The following is a 23,364-nucleotide window of genomic DNA, read 5'->3' on the forward strand; positions in this document are numbered from 1 at the left end:
GCTCCGGGCGTACCGGCACACGGCTCTGCGTACGCGTGTGCCAGTCTGTTGGGCGCAACATGCCGAACTGGGAGGGGAACTGGAGTGGCCGCGCCACTGAAGCTGACACGGACGCACCGGATACTCATCGGCCTGGTGGTGGCCGGTGCGGTCGTCATCGCGGGGATCGGTTTCGCCGGTTCGTACGCGGCCGTGCGCGAGCTGGCCCTGCAGAAGGGCTTCGGGAACTTCAGCTACGTCTTCCCGATCGGCATCGACGCGGGCATCTGTGTGCTGCTCGCGCTCGACCTGCTGCTGACGTGGATGCGTATCCCGTTCCCACTGCTGCGGCAGACGGCGTGGCTGCTCACCGCGGCGACGATCGCGTTCAACGGCGCGGCGGCCTGGCCGGACCCGCTGGGTACCGGAATGCACGCCGTCATCCCGATCCTGTTCGTGGTCGCGGTCGAGGCGGCGCGGCACGCGGTCGGCCGGATCGCGGACATCACCGCGGACAAGCACATGGAGGGCGTGCGCATCACGCGCTGGCTGCTCTCCCCGCTTCCCACGTTCCTGCTGTGGCGGCGGATGAAGCTGTGGGAGCTGCGTTCGTACGACGCGGTGATCAAGCTGGAGCAGGAGCGGCTGGTGTACCAGGCGCGGCTGCGGTCGCGGTTCGGGCGGGGGTGGCGTCGTAAGGCTCCGGTGGAGTCGTTGATGCCGCTCAGGCTCGCGAAGTACGGGGTGCCGTTGGCGGAGACCGCTCCGGCGGGGCTGGCCGCGGCGGGGATCGAGCCGCAGTTGCTGCCTCCGGCGCCGGTGGCCCAGGGCCGGGAGCCGGTGCCCGAGCTGGAGGTGTCGGCCGGGCGGACGGCTGCCGGGCCCGCCGGTCCGGGACAAGGTCAGGGGCAGGGCCCGGGGCAGGGCCAGGGTCCGGGGCCGGGTGAGGCGCCGAGTCAGTGGTTCGCGACGCCGCGCGAGGTGGCGTACCAGGGGGACTACGACCCGAACTTCGAGCCGCCGACGTTCGTGCCCGAGCAGGAGCACCAGGACTGGTACGAGGGGCAGCCGCAGCAGATCCCGGTGCCGGTGCCGCGGCCCCGGGCGGCGGAGCCGCAGCCCGCGCCGCAGCCCGCGCCCGTGCAGCAGCCCGAGCCGGAGTTCCCGGTGCCGAACGGGGCCGGCGGCACGCGCCCGCTCGGCGACGGAAACCAGGAGGTGGAGGCCGCGGCGCCCTCGGAGGAGGACCTGTACCGGGTCTACCGCCAGGGCATACAGGGCGAGGGTGTGCCGTCGCCGGGGGCGTTCGCCGCGGACGTCGAGGACTCGTTCGGCATCCAGTTGCAGCCGCGTGACGTCAACCGGTACGCGGAGCAGTTCGAGGCCCGTTACAGCGCGGAGCTGATGGAGGACCACATCGCCTGAGGCGTGGTCATGGGAAAGGGGCGGCACCGGATCTCTCCGGTGCCGCCCCTTTCCTGTCAGCGCATTTACGCGCCGAGCAGCTTGCGCACCCGCTCCGCGCCGACGGCGAGGAGCAGCGTGGGCAGGCGCGGGCCGGTGTCGCGGCCCACGAGCAGGTGGTAGAGCAGCGCGAAGAAGGTGCGCTGGGCCACCTTGATCTCGGCCGGGAGTTCCTTGGCGGTGGCGTCGGCGGGGAAGCCGGCCTGCACCTTGGGGACGCCGTAGACGAGGTGGGTGAGTCCGTCGAGCGACCAGTGCGAGTCCAGGCCGTCCAGGAGGAGGCGGAGGGACTTGCGGCTGTCCTCGTCGAGGGCGGCGAGGGCGTCGGTGTCCGGCTCGGAGCGGACGACGGTGCGCGATTCGGCGGGGACGTACTTGGTGATCCAGGTCTCGGCCTTGTCGAGCCGGGGGCGGACGACGGACAGGTCCGTGACCGGGTTCTCCGGGTCGAGTTCGGTGAGGATGCGCAGGGTCTGCTCGGCGTCCCCGGCCGTCACGTCGGCGACGGAGGCCAGCGTGCGGTAGGGCAACGGGCGGTCGGTGCGCGGGAGTTCACCGGCGGCGGTGCCGACGGCGCGGCTGTACGCGGCGGCGTCGGCGGGCAGCACCGAGCCCTCGGCGACCTTTCCGGCGAGCTTGTCCCACTCGTCGTAGAGCCGCTGGATCTCCTGGTCGAAGGCGATCTTGAAGGACTGGTTGGGGCGGCGGCGGGCGTAGAGCCAGCGCAGGATCTGCGGCTCCATGATCTCCAGCGCGTCGCCGGGGGTGGGGACGCCGCCCTTCGACGAGGACATCTTGGCCATGCCGGAGATGCCGACGAAGGCGTACATCGGGCCGATGGGCCGCTCGCCGCCGAAGATGCCGACGATCTGGCCGCCGACCTGGAAGGAGGAGCCGGGGGACGAGTGGTCGACGCCGGACGGCTCGAAGATCACGCCTTCGTAGGCCCAGCGCATCGGCCAGTCGACCTTCCACACGAGCTTGCCGCGGTTGAACTCGCTCAGCCGGACGATCTCGGTGTAGCCGTCGAGGGTGCAGGTGTAGGCGAGCTCGGTCGTCTCGTCGTCGTACGAGGTGACGGTGGTGAGGTCCTTGCCGCACTGGCCGCAGAACGGCTTGTACGGGTAGTAGCCGCCCGCGCCGCCGCTGCCGTCGTCCTCGGACGCGGCGCCGGAGCCCTCGGCGGCCTCGACCTCGGCCTCGTCCTGCGGCTTCTGCTGCTTCTTGGCCGGGGCCTTCTTCGTGCGGTACTGCTCGAGGATCGCGTCGATGTCGCCGCGGTGCTTCATGGCGTGCAGGATCTGCTCGCGGTAGACGCCCGAGGTGTACTGCGCGGTCTGGCTGATGCCGTCGAACTCGACACCGAGCTCGGCGAGGGCCTCGACCATGGCGGCCTTGAAGTGCTCCGCCCAGTTCGGGTACGCGGAGCCGGCGGGGGCGGGGACCGAGGTCAGCGGCTTGCCGATGTGCTCGGCCCAGGAGGTGTCGGTGCCGGGTACGCCGTTGGGGACCTTGCGGTAGCGGTCGTAGTCGTCCCACGAGATGAGGTGCCTGACCTCGTACCCGCGGCGGCGGATCTCGTCGGCGACCAGGTGCGGGGTCATGACCTCGCGCAGGTTGCCCAGGTGGATCGGGCCCGACGGGGACAGACCGGAGGCGACGACGACCGGTTTGCCCGGGGCACGACGCTCGGACTCTGCGATGACATCGTCCGCGTAGCGCGACACCCAGTCGGCCTGCTGGGCGCTCGGAGCGCTGCTGTCAGCCACGGTCGGCACGTCCTTCTCTCCTCGTTCGTCTCATACGGAGTACCCGCCCATTGTCACCCGCCGTGGTTCGTCCCGGAAAACGGATAGCGCCGCCGTACAACCCCAGGGGCCCCATGTGTGTCCTCACTGCGTGATCACAGACAGATTCCGCACCGGGCTGCGCCTGGGGGCCGCCGGGCTCTCGATAGCCCTGCCGTCGGCTTGCGTCGTCCTCGCGGCGCCCTCCGCGGCGGCCGCCGTGACCTGCGGCGACACCACTTTCAAGCGGACGTTCTACAGCAATACCTCCTTCTCCGGGACGCCGAAGAAGACGGACTGCGACACCACCGTCGACCAGAAGTGGACCGGAGCACCGCTCTCCGGGATGGCGACGAACAACTTCTCGGTGCGCTGGTCGCTCACCCGTGACTTCGGTTCGGGCGGCTGCTTCACCTACCGTCTCGCCGGTACGGACGGGCTGCGGCTGTACGTGGACGGCACCCGCAAGGTGAACAAGTGGACGAACACCGGGGACGGCGGCAACAGCGTCCCGGGCACGTTCTGCATCGGCTCGGGCAAGCACACCGTCCGCGTCGACCACACGAACTGGACGGGTCTGTCCCGGGTGAAGTTCACGTGGCCGGCGTCCTCGGACAGCAAGGCGCCGCTGGCCCCGACCGGCATCACCACCTCGTACTCCACGTCGACCGGCAAGGCGACCGCCCGCTGGACGAAGAACCGCGAGCTGGACATCGCGCACTACCGGGTCTCGGTGGAGACGTCATCGGGCGGTGTGTCGCGGTGGACGACCACCGGCACCTCCGCGTCGTACGCGCTGCCGAAGGACGGCCGGAAGTACCGGTTCTGCGTCCAGGCCGTCGACAAGTGGACGAACTACGGCGCGACCGCCTGCGGCCCGTACGTCACCCCGCCGGACACGACGGCCCCGCCGGTCCCGGACGTACGCGCCTCGGACGTCACGGTCTCGGAGCTGCTCGACGGGCCGCGCGTCAACGTGTGGCTGGGTCAGGTGCAGCCGTCCGAGGGCCCGGTCTTCGCGCTGTGGCGGGCCACGGCCGCGGCGGGCCCGTTCACCGAGGTCGCCACCATGGATCTGCGCAAGACGCCGGGTGAGCAGTACCTGTACGACGAGGCGCCCGGCGAGGGGAAGACGTACTACTACGCGGCGACGGCGGCCGACGCCGCGGGCAACATCTCGGCGCGCACCACGCCCGTCAAGGTGAGCACGCCGGACACGACGGCGCCGGGTGCGGTGACGGGTCTGGCGGCCGAGGCGGACACCGACAGGACCGTGCTGACGTGGAACGTGTCGTCCGACGGCGCGGTGCGCTGGGAGGTGTACGGCGCGGAGGGCGGCGCGGCTCCGGCTCTGCTGGGCACCGCCTCGGCCGCCGAGTACCGCGACACGACGGCGAAGCCGGGCGTGCGGCGCACGTACACGGTGTACGCGCTCGACGCGGCGGGGAACCGGTCGAAGCCGGTGACCGTCACCGGTCAGCGGGAGGTGGCGCCCGCGATGCCCGTGGCGCTGCGGCCCGACGCCGAGGGCCGCCCGGAGCTGCACATCCGGGTGGCGGCGAACAACGACCACAGTGGCGGCTTCCGGGTCTACTCGGGCTCCAGCGCGTCCACGGTGCGCACCACGCTCCGCGCCTGCGCGCCCGAGGAGGTCTTCCGGACGTCCCTGTACGTCGAGTACACGTGCGCGCTCACCGATTTCGGCGGCTCGACGGACCGCTACGTCACGGTCGTCGCCGTCGCCGGGAACGGGGTGACGGCCGGCTACGCCAAGGCGGTGCGGTACGACGACACGGTCGCGCCGCCGGTCCCGGCCGGCCTCGCCGCGGCCCCCGAGCCGTGGGGCACGACCCTGCGCTGGGGAGCCCCGGCCGTCGCCGACCTGCACTCCTACTGGCTGCGCGCCGGCCGTCCGGAGACGGTCGACGGGGTGCGGACCTGCGCGGGCGGGAGCTCGGAGACCCTTGCGGGCGGCGCCACGTCCTTCCAGGACACGACGGGCGTGCCGGACGGCGAGGAGCGCTGCTGGGAGCTGCGTGCCGTGGACGGTGCGAACAACTACAGCGAGGCGGTCACCGTCTACGCGGCCGAGCAGGACACCCGTCCCGCCGAGGTGACCGCGCCGGGCTCCCCGGTGACGGGCCTGGAGGCGGCGGAGAACGCCGGTGACACCGTCCTGAACTGGGACACGCTCGACGGCGCCACCGGCTACCGGGTCTACCGCTGGGACCGGGCCGCGGGCTCCTACGAGCGCATCGCCGAGGGCGCCCTCGAGAACCCGTACTCGGAGGAGTTCCGGCACTTCCGCGACGAGCACGCTCCGGCCGGTACCGCCGTCTACTACCGCGTGAGCGCGGTGTACGCCGACGGCACCGAGTCGGCCCCGGCGCTCGCTGCCGTGGCGCTGGCGCCCACGCTCTGACGTGGTGGCCCGCGGGGGCGGGCGGGAATCCATGCGACCTCCCGTTCGCCCCCGTGGGAGACTGGAGGCGTTTTCCGTACTGGACACTCAGTACTCCTGACTCCTGTCTCCTGACACCTACGAGCGGAACGGCATCTACTCCATGGCCTCGGTCACGTCCCTCACGTCCTCCGTCAACCAGCGTCTCGCCGATGCCCTCAGCGCCGCCCTCCCCGAGGCCGGTGCGGGCGCGGACCCGCTGCTGCGACGTAGCGACCGGGCCGACTACCAGGCCAACGGGATCCTGGCCCTCGCCAAGAAGGCCAAGGCGAACCCGCGGGAGCTGGCCGCCCAGGTCGTGGGGCAGATCGTCCAGGGTGATCTGCTCCTGGAGGTCGAGGTCTCCGGGCCCGGCTTCCTGAACGTCACGGTCACCGACCGCGCGATCATCGAGACCCTCGCCGCGCGCGCCGCCGACGGTGACCGGCTCGGCGTGCCCGTGAAGGAGCACCCGGGCGTCTCGGTCATCGACTACGCGCAGCCGAACGTGGCGAAGGAGATGCACGTCGGGCACCTGCGCTCGGCGGTCATCGGTGACGCGCTGCGCGGCATGCTCGACTTCACCGGTGAGCGGACGATCGGCCGGCACCACATCGGCGACTGGGGCACCCAGTTCGGCATGCTCATCCAGTACCTGATCGAGAACCCGGGCGTGCTGGCTCCGGCCGCGGACGTCGACGGCGAGCAGGCCATGTCGAACCTGAACCGGGTGTACAAGGCGTCGCGGGCGGTCTTCGACTCGGACGAGGAGTTCAAGGAGCGGGCCCGTAAGCGGGTCGTGGCGCTCCAGTCCGGCGACAAGGAGACCCTGGACCTGTGGCAGCGGTTCGTGGACGAGTCGAAGGTCTACTTCTACTCGGTCTTCGAGAAGCTCGACATGGAGATCCGTGACGAGGAGATCGTCGGCGAGTCGGCGTACAACGACCTGATGCCGGAGACGGCGCGGCTCCTGGAGGAGTCGGGTGTCGCCGTGCGTTCGGACGGCGCGCTCGTCGTGTTCTTCGACGAGATCCGCGGCAAGGACGGCGAGCCGGTGCCGCTGATCGTGCAGAAGAAGGACGGCGGCTTCGGGTACGCGGCCTCCGACCTCTCGGCGATCCGCAACCGCGTCAAGGACCTGGACGCGACGACGCTGCTGTACGTCGTCGACGTGCGGCAGTCGCTGCACTTCAAGATGGTCTTCGAGGCGGCCCGCCGGATGGGCTGGCTCGGTGACGAGGTCACCGCGCACAACATGGGCTACGGCACGGTGCTGGGCGCGGACGGCAAGCCGTTCAAGACGCGTGCGGGCGAGACGGTGAAGCTGGAGGGCCTGCTCGACGAGGCGGTCGAGCGGGCGACCGCCGTGGTGCGGGAGAAGGCCGAGAAGATCGGTCTGTCCGAGGCGGAGATCGTCGAGAACGGGCGGTACGTCGGGATCGGCGCGGTGAAGTACGCGGACCTGTCGACGTCGGCGAACCGGGACTACAAGTTCGACCTGGACCAGATGGTGTCGCTGAACGGCGACACGAGCGTGTACCTCCAGTACGCGTACGCCCGTATCAAGTCGATCCTGCGCAAGTCCGAGGGCGACACCGCCACCGCGCACCCCGAGCTGGAACTGGCCGCGGCGGAGCGCGCGTTGGGCCTTCACCTGGACGCGTTCGGTGATCTCGTCTACGAGGCGTCGGCCGAGTACGCGCCGCACAAGCTGGCCGCGTACCTGTACCAGCTGGCGTCGCTGTTCACGACGTTCTACGACCAGTGCCCGGTGATCAAGCCGCGTCCGGCGCAGGACGTGGTGGAGAACCGGCTGTTCCTGTGCGAGCTGACGGCCCGGACGCTGCACCAGGGCATGGCCCTGCTGGGCATCCGGACCCCCGAGAAGCTCTGACGCGCGGACCGAGGGCCCCGGCACGAAAGTGTGCCGGGGCCCTCGGCGTGCTCAGAGCCTGTCTTTGACAGGCCCTCAGGCGTAGTAGTGGATGGTGCCGCGCATGGCGGCGGTGCCGCCGTCGCAGCGCTGGACGTAGGTCGCCGCGAACGCCCGCACGGCGCCGTCGTCACCGCGCTCGATCTTGGTGACGGTCAGTTCGCCCTCGTTCTGGCCGCAGGAGCGGCCGTTGCCGAAGATGTCGAGTCCGGCGACGCCGGGGCCGTGGGAGCCCTCGGTGCGGTAGGTCGTGCCGGCGGTGAACTGCTCGCCGTCGGGCGGCGTGATGAGCGCCGTCCAGTACTCGCGCTTGCCCGAGACGGAGTACTGGACGCCGTCGCCGTAGTCCGACAGGCCGAAGGTGCTGGTCGATCCGGTGTGCGTCTGGGCCGCGCCCTGGCCGACGTAGTCTCCGGAGTCACTGGTGTAGGCGTAGGAGAGCGGGTACGCCTGGTACTTGACCGTGCCCTTGAGCGCGGGCGCGTCGGCGCTCTCGCAGTGCTGGGTGTAGCTGGCGTCCAGCAGGGTGATCGCGCCGGAGTCGTCCGTCGCGATCTGGTGGACGGAGAACTGGCCGTAGAGCTCGTTGCAGCCGCGCCCGTCGCCCGAGACGTCCAGGCCCGGTGAGCGGCCGGTGCGGAAGGAGGCGCGCTCGGCGTTGCGGTACACGCCCGGGTGGAGCTTCTCCCCGGTGGGCGCGGCGAGTTCGACGTCCCACCACGTGGTGTCGGTCGACACCCGGAAGCGGACGTATTCCGCGGTTCCCCCCGCGGTGACGGTGGCATTCCGCGGCGTGAACGAAGCCGAGACCCCGCCGCCGATGTAGTCGCCGGCCTCACTGGTGTAGCTGTACTTCGTGACCGCGACCGGCGCCGCCCCGGCGGCACTCGCGGGCGCGGCGAGGGCCGTGGTCAGGCCGATCGTCGTGGCGAGTCCGGCGAATCCGGCGAACAGTCCGGTCAGTGCGCGGCGCCATCCTGTGCGTCTGGGCACGGATGCCTCCCCCTTCACATGAGTACGGGCGTCCCCGGTGGCCACCCGCACCACACATAACCACGAACACCTGCTCGATTTGCTGAACTCGAAACGAATTGGCGGGACTTGATCCCTGTCACGCCTCGCTCGGACGCAGCGCCCGCGCGAGTCTGCGCAGCCCCTCGCCGATCTCCGGCTCGGTCTGGGTGACGAAGCAGAGGCGCAGCGTCGCGGGGTCGGGCGTGACGGCGTAGAAGGGTGCGCCGGGCACGTAGGCCACCTCGTGCGTCACGGCGCGCGACAGCAGGGCGGTGGCGTCGTGACCGTCGGGCAGCCGGGCCCACAGGAACATGCCGCCTTCGGGCCGGGACCATGTCGAGCCCTCGGGCAGTGCGCCGGGCAGCCCGGCGAGCATGGCGTCGCGGCGGGCGCCGTAGACGGCGGCGACTTCGGCGACGTGCGCGTCGAGGTCGCACGTGGCCAGATAGCGTGCCGCCGCGAGCTGGGTGACGGTCGGGGTGTGCAGGTCGGCGGCCTGTTTGGCGACGGCGCAGGCGCGGCGGAGTTCCTTCGGTGCGCGCAGCCAGCCCAGGCGCAGTCCGGGCGCCATGACCTTGGAGAAGGAGCCGAGCAGGACGGTGCGGTCGCGGGCGCCTTCGTAGGTGGCGATCCACGGCACCCGTTCGCCCTCGAAGCGGAGTTCGCCGTACGGGTCGTCCTCGACGATCCACACTCCGCGGCGCCCCGCGACCTCGGCGACGGCGGCGCGACGCCCGGCGGGCAGGGTGCGGCCGGTGGGGTTCTGGAAGGTCGGCACCGTGTAGAGGAGCTTGGGGCGGTGCTCGGCGACGAGTGCGTCGAGGGCGGCCGGGTCGATGCCGTCGTCGTCGCAGGGGACGCCGATGACGCGGGCCCCGGCGAAGCCGAAGGCCTGAAGTGCCGCCAGATAACAGGGGCTTTCGACGAGGACGGTGTCGCCGGGTTCGAGCAGCGCCGTCGCGAGGAGGGACAGGGCCTGCTGCGAACCGGTGGTGACGAGCACGTCGTCGGCGTCCGTGGGCAGCCCGCGGGCCGTCGTGCGCTCGGCGAGCGCCTCGCGCAGGGCGGGTTCGCCCTCCGTGGTGGCGTACTGCAGGGCGCGCCGCGCGTCGTGCGTCAGTACGTCGTCGAAGGCGGCCGCGATGCCCTCGGTGTCGAAGAGTTCGGGCGCGGGCAGGCCACCGGCGAAGTTGATGATCTCGGGGCGGGCGGTGACGGCGAGAATGGAGCGGATCGGGGAACCGCCGATGGCACTGACACGGGTGGCGAACGGCGGCACCGGAGCCGCGAGTTGACGATCGGAGGCGGCGTCGGTGGCGGTCATGTCAGGTCGGCTCCTTCTCGGCGGACGGCTCTCCGCGACCCTAAAGAAGCGGATGCCCCGCGCACATACCTTTTTCGCGATACGGACGGGTTTCGCGACACGGACGAGGGCCCGATCCCCGACTGCTGCTCCTCTACTGCTGCTCCTCCCGCTCGATCCACTCGCTGTAGCCCAGCGGGTAGTCGTAGCCGGGGCGGCCGGTGGCGGCGCTCGTACGGAACGGGCTGCCGTTGTTGTCGATGTGCGCGGTGCCGTGCCGGGAGCCGCTGGACCACTCCAGGGTCAGGTCCCAGCGGACGTCGTGCGCCGTGGTGTGGGCGGTGACGTAGAAGACCTCCGGGTCGGACTCGCTGACCTTGTACGGAAAGTCGCGCTGACCGCCCTTCACCGCGACGGTGGGGCTGCCGTTGTCCAGGTCGATGTCGAACGACTTGGTGTCCACGTTGCCGCCGCAGCCGACGCCCATCGAGTAGTCGTTCCAGGCGAGCGGCGCGGCCCTGCCGAGGATGCGGACGTACATCTTCTCCAGGACCACGGTGTCGGAGCCCGTGCCCTGGACGGTGAGGGCGACCTTCTGCTCGTCGGCGGAGACGGCGCCGTACGCGGCGGCCCACTTCGGGGCGTCCTGTTCGGTGGGGGCGGGCGGGCCGACCTGGGCGGGTGCGCTGTCGACGAGGAAGTGCTGGCTGCACGGGCTGTCGTAGACGTAGGGCCGGGTGGCGACGTTCAGCGAAGCGGCGCTGCGGTCCGGTCCCTTGGCGGCGCCGCCCTTGCCCGATGCCGGGGCTGACGGGGCCCCCGAGGCGCTCGCCGACGGTTTCGACGAGGCACGTCCCGGCTTCTCGCTCGCCGGCTTCGAGGCGGAGGCGGAGGCGGACGGCGCCCTGCCGCTCTCGGTGGCGCCGGCCCCGGCCACCTTCTTCCGGTCGTCCGCACCCCCATGGCCCCCGCCGGAGTTCACATTCACGGCGAGCACGACGGCCCCGAGGACGGCGGCGACGGCGACACCGGCGATCAGTACGGTGCACCGTCTGCGCGGACCACCGGCAGCCTGCTCGCCCCTGTCGACGACGAGCGGTTCACGGTCATCATCGCCTCCCCCTGCCCCGGCAACAGAAGGCACTGGAACCGGAACGGGAGCCGGATCGGCAGCGGGATCGGGAGCCGGAACGGCAGCCGGATCGGCAGCCGGATCGGCAGCCGGATCGGGAGCGGGAACGGGAGCGGGAACGGGAGCGGGCTCCCCCTTACGCGCCCGGCCCGCGTCCGCCAGGATCCAGCGGCGATGCAGCTCCACCAGTTCCTCGGGGGTCGCCCGGCAGGCCCGCGCGAACCGCTCCACCGGGGCGTACTCGTTCGGTACGGCCGTGCCGTTGCAGTACCGGTGCAGGGTCGACGTACTCATGTGCAGTCGCTTGGCGAGCGTTCCGTAGCTCAGCCCCGAGCGGTCCTTCAGCTCCCGCAACAGCTCCGCGAAGCCGTCCGCCGTGCCCCCGGACAAGTCCCCAGACACCTGTTCCTCCATCCCCCGCGTCCCATTCGGCCATTCCAGGGCGACCGCGTTTCCCCAGCTCAGGAACCGTTTCAGCGTTCCAGTGTCCCCAACTCCCCGCCGGTTGTGGCGGTGGGGACGGATCACCCCACAAGCTCCGGTCATCCAAGCACCACACGGACCGAAACCTCCAAGGGGCTCCACGACATGAACCGCAACCGCGCCTCCCGCACCCGCCTCCTGACCGCCGCGGCGACCGTCGCACTGGCCGCGCTCTCGCTGACCGCGTGCAACGACGGATCGGGCGTCAAGGACGAGGGAGCGTCCTCGGGTTCGTCCACGACCGTCTCGCCGACCGCGTCCCCCACCGCGGGAGAGCGGACCGACGACGCGAAGCCCGCCCCGGACACCCCGGCCGCCTCGGACACCGCGGACACCGCGAACGCCCCGGCCGCCAAGAGCCCGGCCGCGAAGGCCCCCGCCAAGAACGCCCCCGCCGCCTCCACCAGGACGGTCACGTGCGAGGGCTCCACCACCAGGACGGTCGCGGCCCCGCTGACCCGTCCCGTCAACCACATGCTGCTCACGGTCACCAACACCGGCAGCAACACCTGCTACCTCTACGGCTACCCGGCCGCCCGCTTCGGCGAGGCCCAGTCCGTCCCCCCGGTCGACGAGGACACCAAGCCGCAGGCGGTCGTCACGCTCAAGCCCGGTGAGTCCGGCTACGCCTCCGTGCGGCTCTCCGCCGCCGACGGCAGCGGCTCGAACGGCTACACCGCGAAGACCCTGTCGGTGTACTTCCAGGGCCGCTCGGGCAACGAGAGCGTCGGCTCCGGCGCCACCCCGGCGCTCCCCGCGAAGGGCCTCTACGTGGACGACTCCCTCGAGGTGACCTACTGGCAGCAGTCGATGGACTCCGTCCTCGGCTGGTGACCCGTCTGGCAGGCTCCGTACATGTCCTACGTCGATGAACTGGCCGCCCGCGCACGATCCCTGGCAACCCCGGGCGGCCCGCGCCGGATCCTCGGCATCGCGGGCCCGCCGGGAGCCGGGAAGTCCACGCTCGCCGAGGCCCTGGTACGGGCACTGGGGGAGGCGGCCGTGCTGGTCCCGATGGACGGCTTCCACCTGGCCGACGCCGAACTGGCCCGGCTGGACCGGGCCGGCCGCAAGGGCGCCCCGGACACGTTCGACGCGTACGGGTACGCGGCGCTGCTGGCCAGACTCCGTACCCCGCGCACCGGGGAGACGGTGTACGCGCCGTCGTTCGAGCGGGAGCTGGAGCAGCCGCTGGCCGGAGCGCTTCCCGTGGCGCCGGAGACACCGTTGATCGTGACGGAGGGGAACTATCTCCTCCTGGACGAGGAACCCTGGTCCACCGCGGTCCGCCCGCTCCTGGACGAGGTGTGGTGGGTGGCGCTGGACGACGCGGTCCGGGTCGAGCGGCTGATCGCCCGGCACGTGGAGTTCGGCAAGCCCCCGGCCGCCGCCCGCGCGTGGGTACTGCGCTCGGACGAGACGAACGCCCGCCGGGTCGCCTCCGGCCGGGAGCGGGCGGACCTGGTCGTCACCGCCGGGAACCCGCTGGACACGTAGGACACGCAGGACACGCAGGTGCGCGTTCCACGTACGTGACCGGCACCGGCGTCACCTACTGGCCTCCGCCGGATCACCGGGTTCGTCGAGTTCGTCGAGTTCATCGGGTTCGCCGCGCGAGCGTGACGCGCCCCGCGGATCACGTCGTGGCCCGCAGCTGCCCCTTGACCACCTTCCCGCTCGCGTTGCGCGGCAGCTCGCCCACGAACGTGACCTCTCGTGGCACCTTGTAGTTGGCCATCTCCCGGCGCGCCCAGGCGATGAGGTCGTCGCCGGTGAGCACCGCTGCGGCCCGCCGGACCACGTACGCCCTGCCGACCTCGCCGAGCCGTCCGTCCGGCACTCCGACGACGGCCACGTCGGCGACGTCCGGGTGCAGGCCCAGCAACTGTTCTATCTCGGCCGGGTAGGCGTTGAAGCCGCCGACGATGAACATGTCCTTGATGCGGTCGGTGATCCGCAGATATCCGTCGGCGTCCAGCACCCCGATGTCGCCGGTGCGCAGCCACCCGTCCTCGGTGACCACCTCCGCCGTCGCGGCCGGGTCCTCGAAGTACTCGCGCATGACGTTGAAGCCGCGGACCAGCACCTCTCCCGGCTCCCCGGGCCCCGCCGACTCCACCCGGATCTCGGTGCCGGGGATCGCCCGCCCGGAGGTCCGGGCGATCAGCTCGGCCGGGTCGCCGCGCCGGCACATCGTGACGATGCCGCCGGCCTCCGACAGCCCGTACGCGGTGAGCACGGTGTCGATGTGCAGTTCGCCGCGCAGCCGCTCGACCAGGCGCAGCGGCACCACGGCCGCGCCCGTCACGACGAGCCGCAGCGCGGAGAGGTCGTGGCTGTCGCGGCCCGGGTGGTCGAGCAGGGACTGGTGCAGGGTGGGCGGTCCGGGCAGGACGGAGATGCGCTCGGCGGCGATGTTGGCGAGGACCGTGTCCACGTTGAAGACGGGCTGCGGGATCATCGTGGCGCCGCGCGTCAGGCAGGCGATGATGCCTGCCTTGTAGCCGAAGGTGTGGAAGAACGGGTTCACGATCAGGTAGCGGTCGCCCTCGCGCAGGCCCGCGAGGTCCGACCAGATCTCGTAGCCGCGCAGGGTCTGGGCGTGGGTGATGACGGCGCCCTTGGGCCGCCCGGTCGTGCCCGACGTGAAGATGATGTCCGAGGCCGAGGACGGGGCGATGGCGTCGGAGCGTGCCCGTACCTCCTCGCCGGTCACCGCGTCCCCGGCGGCCAGGAACTCCTTCCAGGTGCGGTATCCGGGTACGTCGGGCGCGGTGTCGCCGAAGACCACCACCTGTTCCAGGCACGGGAGTTCGGCACCGGCCTGGTGGGCGCGGCGCAGCGAGGCCACGTACGAGGTGCCGAGGAAGGTGCCCGTGACGAAGAGGAGCCGGGCGCGGGAGCGGGCGAGGATGTCGGCGGCCTCGGCGCCTTTGAAGCGGGTGTTGAGGGGGACGAGGACGGCGCCCGCGCCGACCGCGCCGAGCGCGGAGACGATCCAGTCGAGGGTGTTGGGGGCCCAGATCGCGACCCGGTCGCCGGGCCGGACGCCGGTGGCGAGGCAGGCCGCGGCGGCCCGCTCGACGCGCTCACCCAGCTCCGTGTACGTGATCCGGGTGCGACCGTCGACGACGGCCTCCCGGTCGCCGTACCGTTCGGCGGCTGCCCGTACCAGCTCCGGGATCGTTCCCCACTCGCCATCCGTACGCATCGCGCGACCTCCCACGGCACCCTAGCTGACTATCCGTCAGATTAGCTGTAGCCTGACGCGCTGTCAGCACACAGGGATCCAGGTGGGGGTGCCCATGGCGCATGCGACAGCAGGCATCACGACCGGCGTGACGTCCGGCATCACGTCCGGCATCAAGGACGCGACGGCCATCGTCGGCATAGGCCAGACCGGCTTCGCGAAACAACTCCCCGAGTCCGAGAAGACATTGGCTTGCCGGGCGATCCTCGCCGCACTCGACGACGCGGGCATCGCACCGTCCGAGGTCGACGCCTTCGCCTCGTACACGATGGAGGAGACGGACGAGGTCGAGATCGCGAAGTCCATCGGCGCCGGCGACGTCACCCACTTCAGCAAGGTCGGCTACGGCGGCGGCGGTTCGTGCGCGACCGTCACCCACCTCGCCTCCGCGATCGCCACCGGACAGGCCAGTGTCGGCATCGCCTGGCGCTCCCGCAAACGGGGCAGCGGCCCACGTCCGTGGAAGAACACCGCCGTCCAACTGCCCACGCCCGCCCAGTGGACCCGCCCCTTCGGCCTGCTGCGCCCCGCGGACGAGATCGGCATGCTGGCCCGCCGCTACATGCACGAGTACGGCGCCACCCGCGACCACCTCTTCAACGTCGCCCTCGCCTGCCGCAACCGGGCCAACCAGAACCCCGCCGCGATGATGTACGAGCGCCCTCTCACCCGGGACATGTATATGACGGCCCGCTGGATCAGCGAGCCGCTCTGCCTCTTCGACAACTGTCTCGAAACGGACGGCGCGTTGGCCTGCGTAGTCGTCTCCGCCGAGCGGGCCCGCGACTGCCGCCAGAAGCCCGTCTACGTGCACTCCGCCGCGCAGGGCCTGCCCGCCCAGCACCACGGCATGGTCAATTACTGGAACGACGACCCGCTCACCGGGCCCGCCTGGACGGCCGCCCGCCACCTGTGGAAGAACGCCGACCTCACACCCGAGGACGTCGACGTGGCGCAGATCTACGACGCGTTCACCCCGCTCATCCCGCTCTCCCTGGAGGGCTACGGCTTCTGCGGGCGCGGCGAGGGCGCCGCGTTCACCGAGGGCGGCGCCCTGGAGATCGGCGGCCGCCTGCCGATCAACACGGGGGGCGGCGGCCTCTCCGAGGCGTACGTCCACGGCTTCAACCTCATCAACGAGGGCGTGAAACAACTGCGCGGCACCAGCACGGCCCAGGTCCCGAACGCGAGCACCTGCCTGGTGACAGCGGGCGAGGGAGTCCCGACATCGGCGGTACTGCTCCGGGCGGCTTAAGGGGCGCCCCGTCAGGGGCGCGGGGCTGTATCGACATGCGGCTCCGCCGCGTGAGCGCGACCAGCCACGACGAAACCCGCACCCGACAAAGGACACCCACATGGCAGACGCGCCCTCCGCAACAGCAACCGCCCTGCTCGCTCCGACCCCCGACGACGACGGCGCCCCCTTCTGGGACTACGCCGCCCGAGGCGAACTCCGCATACAGGCCTGCGCCAACCCCGACTGCCAAGAACTCCGGTTCCCGCCCCGCCCGTGCTGCCCCCACTGCCACTCCTTCGACTCCGAGTGGCGACGGATGACCGGCCAGGGCCGCATCTGGTCCTACGTGATCCCGCACCCGCCCCTGCTACCGGCGTACGCGGCCCAGGCCCCCTACAACGCGATCATCGTCGAGCTCGCGGAAGCCCCCCGCATCCGCCTCGTCGGCAACCTGGTCACCTCCGCGGACGCCCGCCTCGACTCGGTCGACCCGGACCGCATCCGGATCGGCGCGAAGGTCCAGGCCGTCTTCACCCAGGTCGACGGTGTCACCCTCCCCCGCTGGGTCCTGGAGCGGCCATGACCCTGCGCACCGAGACCGACAGGGCGACCGGGGTGGCCGTGGTCACCCTGGACCGCCCGCACCGCCACAACGCCATCGACCTGGAAACGGCCCGCGAACTGGCCGCCGCCTGGCGAGGGTTCCGCTTCGACGACGACGTACGGGCGATCGTCCTGACCGGCGCCGGGGACCGCGCGTTCTGCACGGGCATCGACCGCGCCGCCGACGCACCGCAGCCGAACTCCCCGTTCTCGACGGACGATCCGCTGCTCACGATCGGCCCGAAGGCCAACGACCTGTGGAAGCCGGTGATCGCCGCCGTATGCGGTATGGCCTGCGGCGGGGCGTTCTACCTGCTGGGCGAGGCGGAGTTCGTCATCGCGGACGAGACGGCCACGTTCTTCGACCCGCACACCACATACGGCATGGTCAGCGCGTACGAGTCGGTGTATCTGGCGCAGCGCATGCCGCCCGGCGAGGTGGCGCGGCTCGCGTTGATGGGTTCGGCGGAACGCCTGTCGGCGCGGCGGGCCCTCGAGACGGGCCTGGTCTCCGAAGTGACGGCCCCCGGCGGCGCGTTGGAGGCGGCGCTGCGCTGCGCCGGGACGATCGCGGGCCATCCGACGGAGGCGGTCCAGGGCACGGTGCGGGCGGTGTGGGCGGCCACGGAGACCGCCCGCACCCACGCCTTCGCCCAGGCCCCACACCTGATCGCCCTCGGCAACCTGCCGTCCGCCGAGCAGGCGGAGCTGTTCAACTCCCGTAAGCCGGGCGGGTTCCGGATGCGGTGAGGATCAGGCCGGGGCGGCGTCCCGGTCGACCACACAGTGGTCCACCATGCGGGCCTGGCCGGCACCGCGGACCGGCACCTTCGCCGTCACCTTCCCCTTCGCGGGGACCTTGACCTCGTGGTACGTCGCCTCCAACGTGTCGTCGTACTCGTCGGCGAAGGAGACGTGGACGGCGAACCGCACGGACTTGTTGTTGGGGTTGCGGACCTCGACGGTGGCGTAGGCCGTGTCCGCGTCGGCGCACCTGATCAGGCGCACGATGCCGTCCTTCGTCGAGGTGCCGCCCCCGGACGAGGACGACGTCGGCGTGGATCGGTACCCGGGCCGCCGGGCGTTGCTGCTGCCGCCCGACGTACCGCTCCCGTACAGATCGTCGTCATCGTCGTACGTGGATCCGGAAGAACCGGAAGAGCTGGACGAGCCCGAAGAACCAGAGGAGTCGTAACCGCCCCCGGAACTGGACGAGTTCGACGAACTCCCATGGTTCTGCGAGGAACTGCTGCACCCGCCCCCGCCCCCGCTGCTGCTGTGTCCCCTCGAATGCCCACGGCCGGTGGAGAAGCCCGTCAGGGCCAGTACCACCATCGCCGCGACTGCCGTCAGTTTCATTCCCCGTTTCATCACGCCGGGGACCCTACCGCCAAGGGAGTTGCCGCGTGGCACCGCCCGCGTACCCGGCGTAGCGTCGGAAGGGAGACCGAGGAGGCAGTGGATGCTGCGCAACATCGTCGGATCGGTCCTGGCCCTCATCGGAGCGGCGGCCGTCGTCTGGAGCCCCTTCCGTGTCTGGTACGACGGCCGTCACGGACGCGACTACCGCCTCGGGGAACAGTTCCGCGCGGGCGTCACGGACGCCCGCGCGGAACTGTTCGGCTCGCTGTTCCTGCCCTTCGTGATTCTGGCGCTGCTCGCGCTCCTGGGCCTCGTGCTGCGGTCGCGGCTGCTGATCGCCCTCACCGGGGTCGTCGTCCTGGCGGGCACGGTGCTGTGGTTGGTGCGCGTGGCCCAGGCCGAGGACGAACTGGTCCTCACCGCGGACGGGCACGGCGTCGGCGACGGGGTGGCGGCCGCGCTGGGCGGCGGCCTCCTGCTCGTCGTGAGCGCGCTGGTCATGAGCGGCCGGGGCCACCACAGACACCGCCGTCCCGCACCGGCACCCGCCCACGACCCCCAGGCATGGGAGAACACCGGGCACGAACAGCCGCATACGTGGGACGCCCCGGAACAGGAGCGGGCCCCTACGTGGGACGGCGCCGGGTACGACCAGCCCCGAACGTGGGACGGCACCAGGCACGACCAACCCCGTACGTGGGACACCCCGCCACAGGGGCAGCCCCGAACGTGGGACACCCCGGAGCAGGAGCAGGAGCAGACCCTGACGTGGGGCACCACGGACGCCCCGGGGTACGGCCGGTCACCCGACCGGCCCCCTACGTGGGGAAACGTTCAGCCGGGCACCGACCGAGCGGACGGGAGCGACGGCAGCGACGAGACCGGTCCCTCCGGCGGCAGCACCCGGCGCGGCGGCCCCGCCTGACCACCGGCCCCGCCTGACCACCGGCCGCGCCTGACCACCGGCCGCGCCTGACGACCGGCCCCGCTCAACGGCCGGCCCCGCCTATCGGCTGGTCCCGGTCCCCTTCTCCGCGTCCAGCGCGTACACGCAGCGGTCCTTGCTGCACGCGTACACGACCCCGTCCCGCACGACCGGCGTCCCGGTGATCTCACCACCGGTGGCGAGCTTCCACCGCAGCCGGCCGTCGTCCGCCTTCAGCGTGTACAGCAGATGGTCCGTGGAGCCGAAGTGCACCCGCCCGTCGGCGACCACCGGCGAGCCGACGATCTCCCCGCCGGCCTGGAAGCGCCACTTCGGCGTCCCCGTCACGGCGTCCAGGGTGTACAGCCCCTTGCCGCTGCCGATGTGCACATGGCCGTGCGAGACGAGGACCGGGTCGATCGTCGCGGGCCGCGACTCCGTCGCGATGCGCCAGCGGTCGCGGCCGTCCGCGGCGTCGAGCGCGTACACCGTGCCGAGGTGGTCGGCGAGGTAGATGCCGCCGCCGGTCACGGCGGGGCCGGGCGCGAACGCGGGCGGGGACAGGAACACCGCGGGCGCCTCGAAGTGCCAGCGGAGACGGCCGGTGCCGACCTCGAGGGCCAGCACGCGGGTGCCCGCCGACACGTACACGTAGCCGTCGGGCGCCGGGGTCATCCGGACGGGGACGCCGCCGCAGGACGCCGCGTCGCCGATCGGGTACGACCAGCGCTCCTCGCCCGTGCGGGCCTCCAGGGCGCGCAGCCGGGCGTCCTGCCACACGTAGACCGTGCCGTCGTGGACGACGGGGCCCGCCTCGGGGGCCTCGAAGTCGGTCTGGCAGCCGGTGATCTCCCACAGTTTGTCGCCGTTGGCGGCCTCGCGGGCCTGGACGCCGCCGCCGCGGGTGCCGGTGACGACGGTGCCGCGGTCGGCCCGCAGCGCGTACACCCAGGCGTCGGTCTGCACCCGCCACAGGTCGCCGCCCTCGCGGGCGTCGAGCGCCCACAGGGTCGGGCCGTCGGAGGCGTGGATACGGCCGTCGGCGACGGCCATGGACCAGGCGACGTCACGGGTCTTGAAGCGGCGCCGTCCCGTGGCCACGTCGAGTGCGTGGACCTCGAAGGACGTGACGTAGACCAGGTCGCCCGCGACGTTCGGAGTGCCCCACACGTCGTTCGACATACGGAACCGCCAGGGCCGCCAGGCGGAGCCCTCGGCCGGGGCGGGCGGGGGCACGACCGGGTCCGGCGCGCCGTTCCTGGTCGCCGTGGTGGTTCTCGCGCGGGACCAGGACGCGACGAGGCCGGACTCCGCGGGCGGCGCCTTCACCGCGGCGGCGCGCGCGTCGGCGACCCGCGGCCCGGGCCCGATCGGCACCCGCGCCCCGGCCAGATGCACCGGGCCGTCGGCGGCGGGGCCCGTCCCGGCGAGAGCGGGCGCCGGACGCAGCCCGTCGGAGGAGACGGGGCCCGGCGGCTGCGCCGGCATCGCGGGCACCCGGGCGCCCTGCCCCGGGGTGCGGCCGGCCGGGGGCTTGGCGACGGTGCGGCCGCCGCGACGGGTCTCGATCATCGCGACGGACCGCTCGGGCAGCCAGGCCGACGCCGTGCCGCTGTCGTCGCTGCCGGGGCCGAACAGGTGCGGCGCGAGCTGTGCCTGGAGATCGGCCGGCGAGGGGCGCTGGGTCGCGTCCATCTGCATGCACGACTCGATGAGCGGCCGCAGCTCCGCGGGCAGGCCTTCCAGGTCGGGGCCTTCGCGCAGCAGCATGAAGACCGTCTCGACGGGGTTGGCGCCGTGGAAGGGGGCGTGCCCGGTCGCGGCGAAGACGAGGGTGGAGCCGAGCGAGAACACGTCGCTGGCGCCGGTGACGCTGCGCGAGTCCTTGGCCTGCTCGGGCGACATGTAGGCGGGCGTACCCACGGCCACGTTCGTCATGGTCAGGCGGGTGTTGGAGACGCCGGACGCGATGCCGAAGTCGATGACGCGCGGTCCGTCCTCGACGACCAGGACGTTCGACGGCTTGAGGTCGCGGTGGACCAGGCCGGCGCCGTGGATGGACTGCAGCGCCTCGGCGACGCCCGCCGCCAGCCAGCGCACCGCCTGGGCCGGCAGCGGCCCGCACTCATTCACTATCTCCTCGAGGGAGGGCGCCGGCACGTACGCCGTGGCGAGCCACGGCACGGCGGCGCGCGGGTCGGCGTCGACGACGGCGGCCGTGTAGAAACCGGACACCGCCCGGGCCGCCTCGACCTCGCGGGTGAAGCGCACCCGGAACAGCTGGTCCTCGGCCAGTTCCGTACGCACCGTCTTGATCGCCACGCGCCGGCCGGACGCCGAGCGTGCCAGATAGACCAGACCCATGCCGCCCGCACCGAGCCGTCCCAGGACCTCGAACGGGCCGATCCTCCTCGGATCGTGCTGCGTCAGCTGATCCATCACTTGCCTGCCACCTCCCCGTGCGATGCCGGAACCCCCGGGTTTCCGAGTCCATCGCACATACGGCCCCCGTCAGCCTCTCACCACCGCAGCGCTACGGCGGCACGCACCCTGATTCTTCCTGTCCGAGGCGCCGGTGGCGAACCTGGGGGCAAATCGGGGTGTCCCGGACCACTCTCGGACCGTCCCCGGACCGTCCCCGAGCCGCCCCTGAGCCGTCCCCGGGCTGATCGAGGGGCTGATCGAGGGGCTGATCGAGGGGCTGATCGAGGGGCTGATCGAGGGGCTGATCGAGGGGCTGATCGAGGGGCTGATCGAGGGGCTTCTCTCAGGCGGCACACACCGCGAAGACGGCGCCCTGGTCGTCGACGAGGACCGCGGCCGGCCCGTACGGGGTCGAGTGCGGCGCCACCCGGACGTGTCCGCCGAGCCGGACGGCTTCGGCGCACGTGGCTGCCAGGTCGGCGGTGCCGAAGTGCAGCAGGAAGCGGGCGTTCCACCCGGAGACCGCCCGGCGGCCCACCTCCGGCGCTCCGGGACCGGCTCCGGCAGGGCTGCCCATCCGCCATATATGCAGGTCAGATGTGTTGCCATCGCCGAGGTGGGGCGCCGGGTACCCGAACACATCCGTATAGAAGGTGTCACTGAGCACCGCGTCCGGGGTCCGTAACTCGGCGCGGCAGAGCGCGCCCGGCGCCCCGGTCCGCTCGAAGCCCTGGTGGCTGCCCGCCTGCCACAGCCCGAACACCGCGCCGTCAGGGCCCGCGGCGAGCGCGACGGTGGCCACGGCGCCGTCCGACACCGGCCCGGACACGAGGTGCCCGCCGGCCGCGGCGACCCGCTCGGCGGCGGTGTACGCGTCCCGCACCGCGAAGTGCACGGTCCAGCCCCGGGCGCCGGGGGCGAGGGCGGCGACGGCCCGGTCCTCGCCGTACGCCCCGGTGTAGAAGCCGCGCTCGGCGCCGGCGCCCTCGTCGAAGGTCCACCCGAAGAGGTCTCCGTAGAAGCGCTTGCCCGCCTCGACGTCGGGCAGCCGGGCGTCGGCCCAGCACGGGGCGCCTTCGGGGTAGTCCGGGTACATGAAGTAACGCTAGCCACGGCGGCCACGGACCTGTGGTTCGGATTCGAACGTCTGGCCAGATTCCGGCCATGTGCCACCGCTTTTGTCCGGCGACCGGCCCTGCCCGCCCTCCTGCCCGTACTCCCGCCCGCTCTCCGGCCCGTACGCGCGCGCGGAACGGCCCCGTCCTGGGGGCCCAACCCCATTTGCAGTCGGCCAGATCGCGCTCCGATCACCCCTCGGTAAGCTGACGGCATGACAGGACAAGTACGTACCGTCGACGGCCGTGTGGCCGGACGGCGTGGTCAGGCGACACGTCAGAAGCTGCTCGACTGCCTGGGCGAGATGCTCAGCTCCTCGCCCTACCGGGACGTCAAAGTCATTGATGTGGCCCGGAAGGCGGGCACTTCACCCGCGACGTTCTACCAGTACTTCCCGGACGTCGAGGGCGCCGTCCTGGAGATCGCCGAACAAATGGCCACCGAAGGTGCCGGGTTGACCGATCTGGTCGCCGACCGCTCCTGGGTCGGCAAGGCCGGCTGGGCCACGGCCCAGGACCTCGTGGACGGATTCCTGGAGTTCTGGCGCCGCAACGACGCGATCCTGCGCGTGGTCGACCTCGGTGCCGCCGAGGGCGACAAGCGCTTCTACAAGCTCCGTATGAAGATCCTGAACTCGGTGAACAACTCCCTTGCGGACGCGGTCAAGGAGCTCCAGGACAAGGGCAAGGTCGACAAGGACGTGAGCCCGGCGGCGGTGGCCGGTTCCCTGGTCGCGATGCTCGCGGCGGTCGCCTCGCACCAGAAGGGCTTCCAGACCTGGGGCGTCAAGCAGGCCGAACTCAAGCCCAATCTCGCGCTGTTGGTGCACCTCGGAGTCACCGGAAAGAAGCCGACGAAGTAGCACTTTCCCCCTCTCCTGCCCTCTTTCCTGATCCTGTCGTGCGGCGGGGG

The 23,364-nt window shown here is 71.8% G+C and carries 19 protein-coding genes; 11 read left to right on the plus strand and 8 right to left on the minus strand.

Features of this window, described 5'->3' with window-relative positions; all coding sequences use genetic code 11:
* Positions 1-84 precede the first annotated feature (84 nt).
* Entirely contained in the window at positions 85-1,404 is a 1,320-nt protein-coding gene (locus tag ABD366_RS03720) for a DUF2637 domain-containing protein (RefSeq protein WP_324776216.1), read from the plus strand.
* A 65-nt stretch (positions 1,405-1,469) separates the two neighbouring features.
* On the opposite strand, the gene lysS is transcribed toward ABD366_RS03720, so the two are convergent.
* On the minus strand, positions 1,470-3,221 hold the full coding sequence (lysS, locus tag ABD366_RS03725) for a lysine--tRNA ligase (RefSeq protein ID WP_411293892.1): 1,752 nt from the start codon (positions 3,219-3,221) through the stop codon (positions 1,470-1,472).
* A 121-nt stretch (positions 3,222-3,342) separates the two neighbouring features.
* On the opposite strand from lysS, the gene ABD366_RS03730 reads away from it, so the two are divergent.
* Entirely contained in the window at positions 3,343-5,652 is a 2,310-nt protein-coding gene (locus ABD366_RS03730; RefSeq protein WP_324776212.1) for a PA14 domain-containing protein, read from the plus strand.
* Between the two features lie 142 nt (positions 5,653-5,794).
* Positions 5,795-7,564 (plus strand): arginine--tRNA ligase, encoded by a 1,770-nt coding sequence (gene argS / locus ABD366_RS03735; protein WP_324776210.1) that lies wholly within the window; start codon positions 5,795-5,797, stop codon positions 7,562-7,564.
* A 75-nt stretch (positions 7,565-7,639) separates the two neighbouring features.
* On the opposite strand, the gene ABD366_RS03740 is transcribed toward argS, so the two are convergent.
* From ABD366_RS03740 to ABD366_RS03750, 3 genes are all read right to left on the minus strand, one after another.
* On the minus strand, positions 7,640-8,596 hold the full coding sequence (locus tag ABD366_RS03740) for a hypothetical protein (RefSeq protein WP_324776208.1): 957 nt from the start codon (positions 8,594-8,596) through the stop codon (positions 7,640-7,642).
* Positions 8,597-8,714: 118 nt separating this feature from the next.
* A complete protein-coding gene (locus tag ABD366_RS03745; RefSeq protein WP_324776206.1) occupies positions 8,715-9,941 on the minus strand; it encodes an aminotransferase-like domain-containing protein in 1,227 nt (408 codons plus the stop codon).
* 133 nt (positions 9,942-10,074) lie between these two features.
* Positions 10,075-11,466: a helix-turn-helix domain-containing protein gene (locus tag ABD366_RS03750; RefSeq protein WP_324776204.1), complete on the minus strand. Its 1,392-nt coding sequence runs from the start codon at positions 11,464-11,466 to the stop codon at positions 10,075-10,077.
* Between the two features lie 174 nt (positions 11,467-11,640).
* Here ABD366_RS03750 and ABD366_RS03755 point away from each other — a divergent pair, with 174 nt between their 5' ends.
* Positions 11,641-12,369, plus strand: a complete 729-nt coding sequence (locus ABD366_RS03755) for a DUF4232 domain-containing protein (RefSeq protein WP_324776202.1) — start codon at positions 11,641-11,643, stop codon at positions 12,367-12,369.
* A 21-nt stretch (positions 12,370-12,390) separates the two neighbouring features.
* Positions 12,391-13,032: a nucleoside/nucleotide kinase family protein gene (locus ABD366_RS03760; protein ID WP_324776200.1), complete on the plus strand. Its 642-nt coding sequence runs from the start codon at positions 12,391-12,393 to the stop codon at positions 13,030-13,032.
* Positions 13,033-13,171: 139 nt separating this feature from the next.
* On the opposite strand, the gene ABD366_RS03765 is transcribed toward ABD366_RS03760, so the two are convergent.
* Positions 13,172-14,746 (minus strand): FadD3 family acyl-CoA ligase, encoded by a 1,575-nt coding sequence (locus ABD366_RS03765; protein WP_324776199.1) that lies wholly within the window; start codon positions 14,744-14,746, stop codon positions 13,172-13,174.
* A 94-nt stretch (positions 14,747-14,840) separates the two neighbouring features.
* On the opposite strand from ABD366_RS03765, the gene ABD366_RS03770 reads away from it, so the two are divergent.
* The 3 genes from ABD366_RS03770 (at position 14,841) to ABD366_RS03780 (ending at position 17,375) form a co-directional block, all read left to right on the plus strand.
* A complete protein-coding gene (locus tag ABD366_RS03770; RefSeq protein WP_324776198.1) occupies positions 14,841-16,040 on the plus strand; it encodes a lipid-transfer protein in 1,200 nt (399 codons plus the stop codon).
* 100 nt (positions 16,041-16,140) lie between these two features.
* Positions 16,141-16,605 (plus strand): Zn-ribbon domain-containing OB-fold protein, encoded by a 465-nt coding sequence (locus ABD366_RS03775; RefSeq protein WP_324776196.1) that lies wholly within the window; start codon positions 16,141-16,143, stop codon positions 16,603-16,605.
* A complete protein-coding gene (locus ABD366_RS03780) occupies positions 16,602-17,375 on the plus strand; it encodes an enoyl-CoA hydratase/isomerase family protein (protein WP_324776194.1) in 774 nt (257 codons plus the stop codon). The genes ABD366_RS03775 and ABD366_RS03780 overlap by 4 nt, the downstream gene beginning before the upstream one ends.
* A 3-nt stretch (positions 17,376-17,378) precedes the next feature.
* On the opposite strand, the gene ABD366_RS03785 is transcribed toward ABD366_RS03780, so the two are convergent.
* On the minus strand, positions 17,379-17,633 hold the full coding sequence (locus ABD366_RS03785; RefSeq protein WP_324776192.1) for a hypothetical protein: 255 nt from the start codon (positions 17,631-17,633) through the stop codon (positions 17,379-17,381).
* A 1-nt stretch (position 17,634) separates the two neighbouring features.
* On the opposite strand from ABD366_RS03785, the gene ABD366_RS03790 reads away from it, so the two are divergent.
* A complete protein-coding gene (locus ABD366_RS03790; RefSeq protein WP_324776190.1) occupies positions 17,635-17,820 on the plus strand; it encodes a hypothetical protein in 186 nt (61 codons plus the stop codon).
* Between the two features lie 267 nt (positions 17,821-18,087).
* The gene (locus ABD366_RS03795; RefSeq protein WP_344441080.1) at positions 18,088-18,912 is read left to right on the plus strand and encodes a hypothetical protein; all 825 of its coding nucleotides are present in this window, start codon (positions 18,088-18,090) and stop codon (positions 18,910-18,912) included.
* Between the two features lie 81 nt (positions 18,913-18,993).
* Here the strand turns inward: ABD366_RS03795 and afsK are convergent, their stop codons facing one another.
* Entirely contained in the window at positions 18,994-21,354 is a 2,361-nt protein-coding gene (afsK, locus tag ABD366_RS03800; protein ID WP_344441082.1) for a protein serine/threonine kinase AfsK, read from the minus strand.
* A gap of 325 nt (positions 21,355-21,679) precedes the next feature.
* Complete coding sequence (locus ABD366_RS03805; protein WP_324771990.1) at positions 21,680-22,432, minus strand: VOC family protein; 753 nt, start codon at positions 22,430-22,432, stop codon at positions 21,680-21,682.
* A 234-nt stretch (positions 22,433-22,666) separates the two neighbouring features.
* Here ABD366_RS03805 and ABD366_RS03810 point away from each other — a divergent pair, with 234 nt between their 5' ends.
* The gene (locus tag ABD366_RS03810; protein ID WP_324771989.1) at positions 22,667-23,314 is read left to right on the plus strand and encodes a TetR family transcriptional regulator; all 648 of its coding nucleotides are present in this window, start codon (positions 22,667-22,669) and stop codon (positions 23,312-23,314) included.
* Positions 23,315-23,364 lie beyond the last annotated feature (50 nt).

The organism is Streptomyces kunmingensis (genome assembly GCF_039533535.1).
Taxonomy (GTDB): domain Bacteria; phylum Actinomycetota; class Actinomycetes; order Streptomycetales; family Streptomycetaceae; genus Streptomyces; species Streptomyces kunmingensis.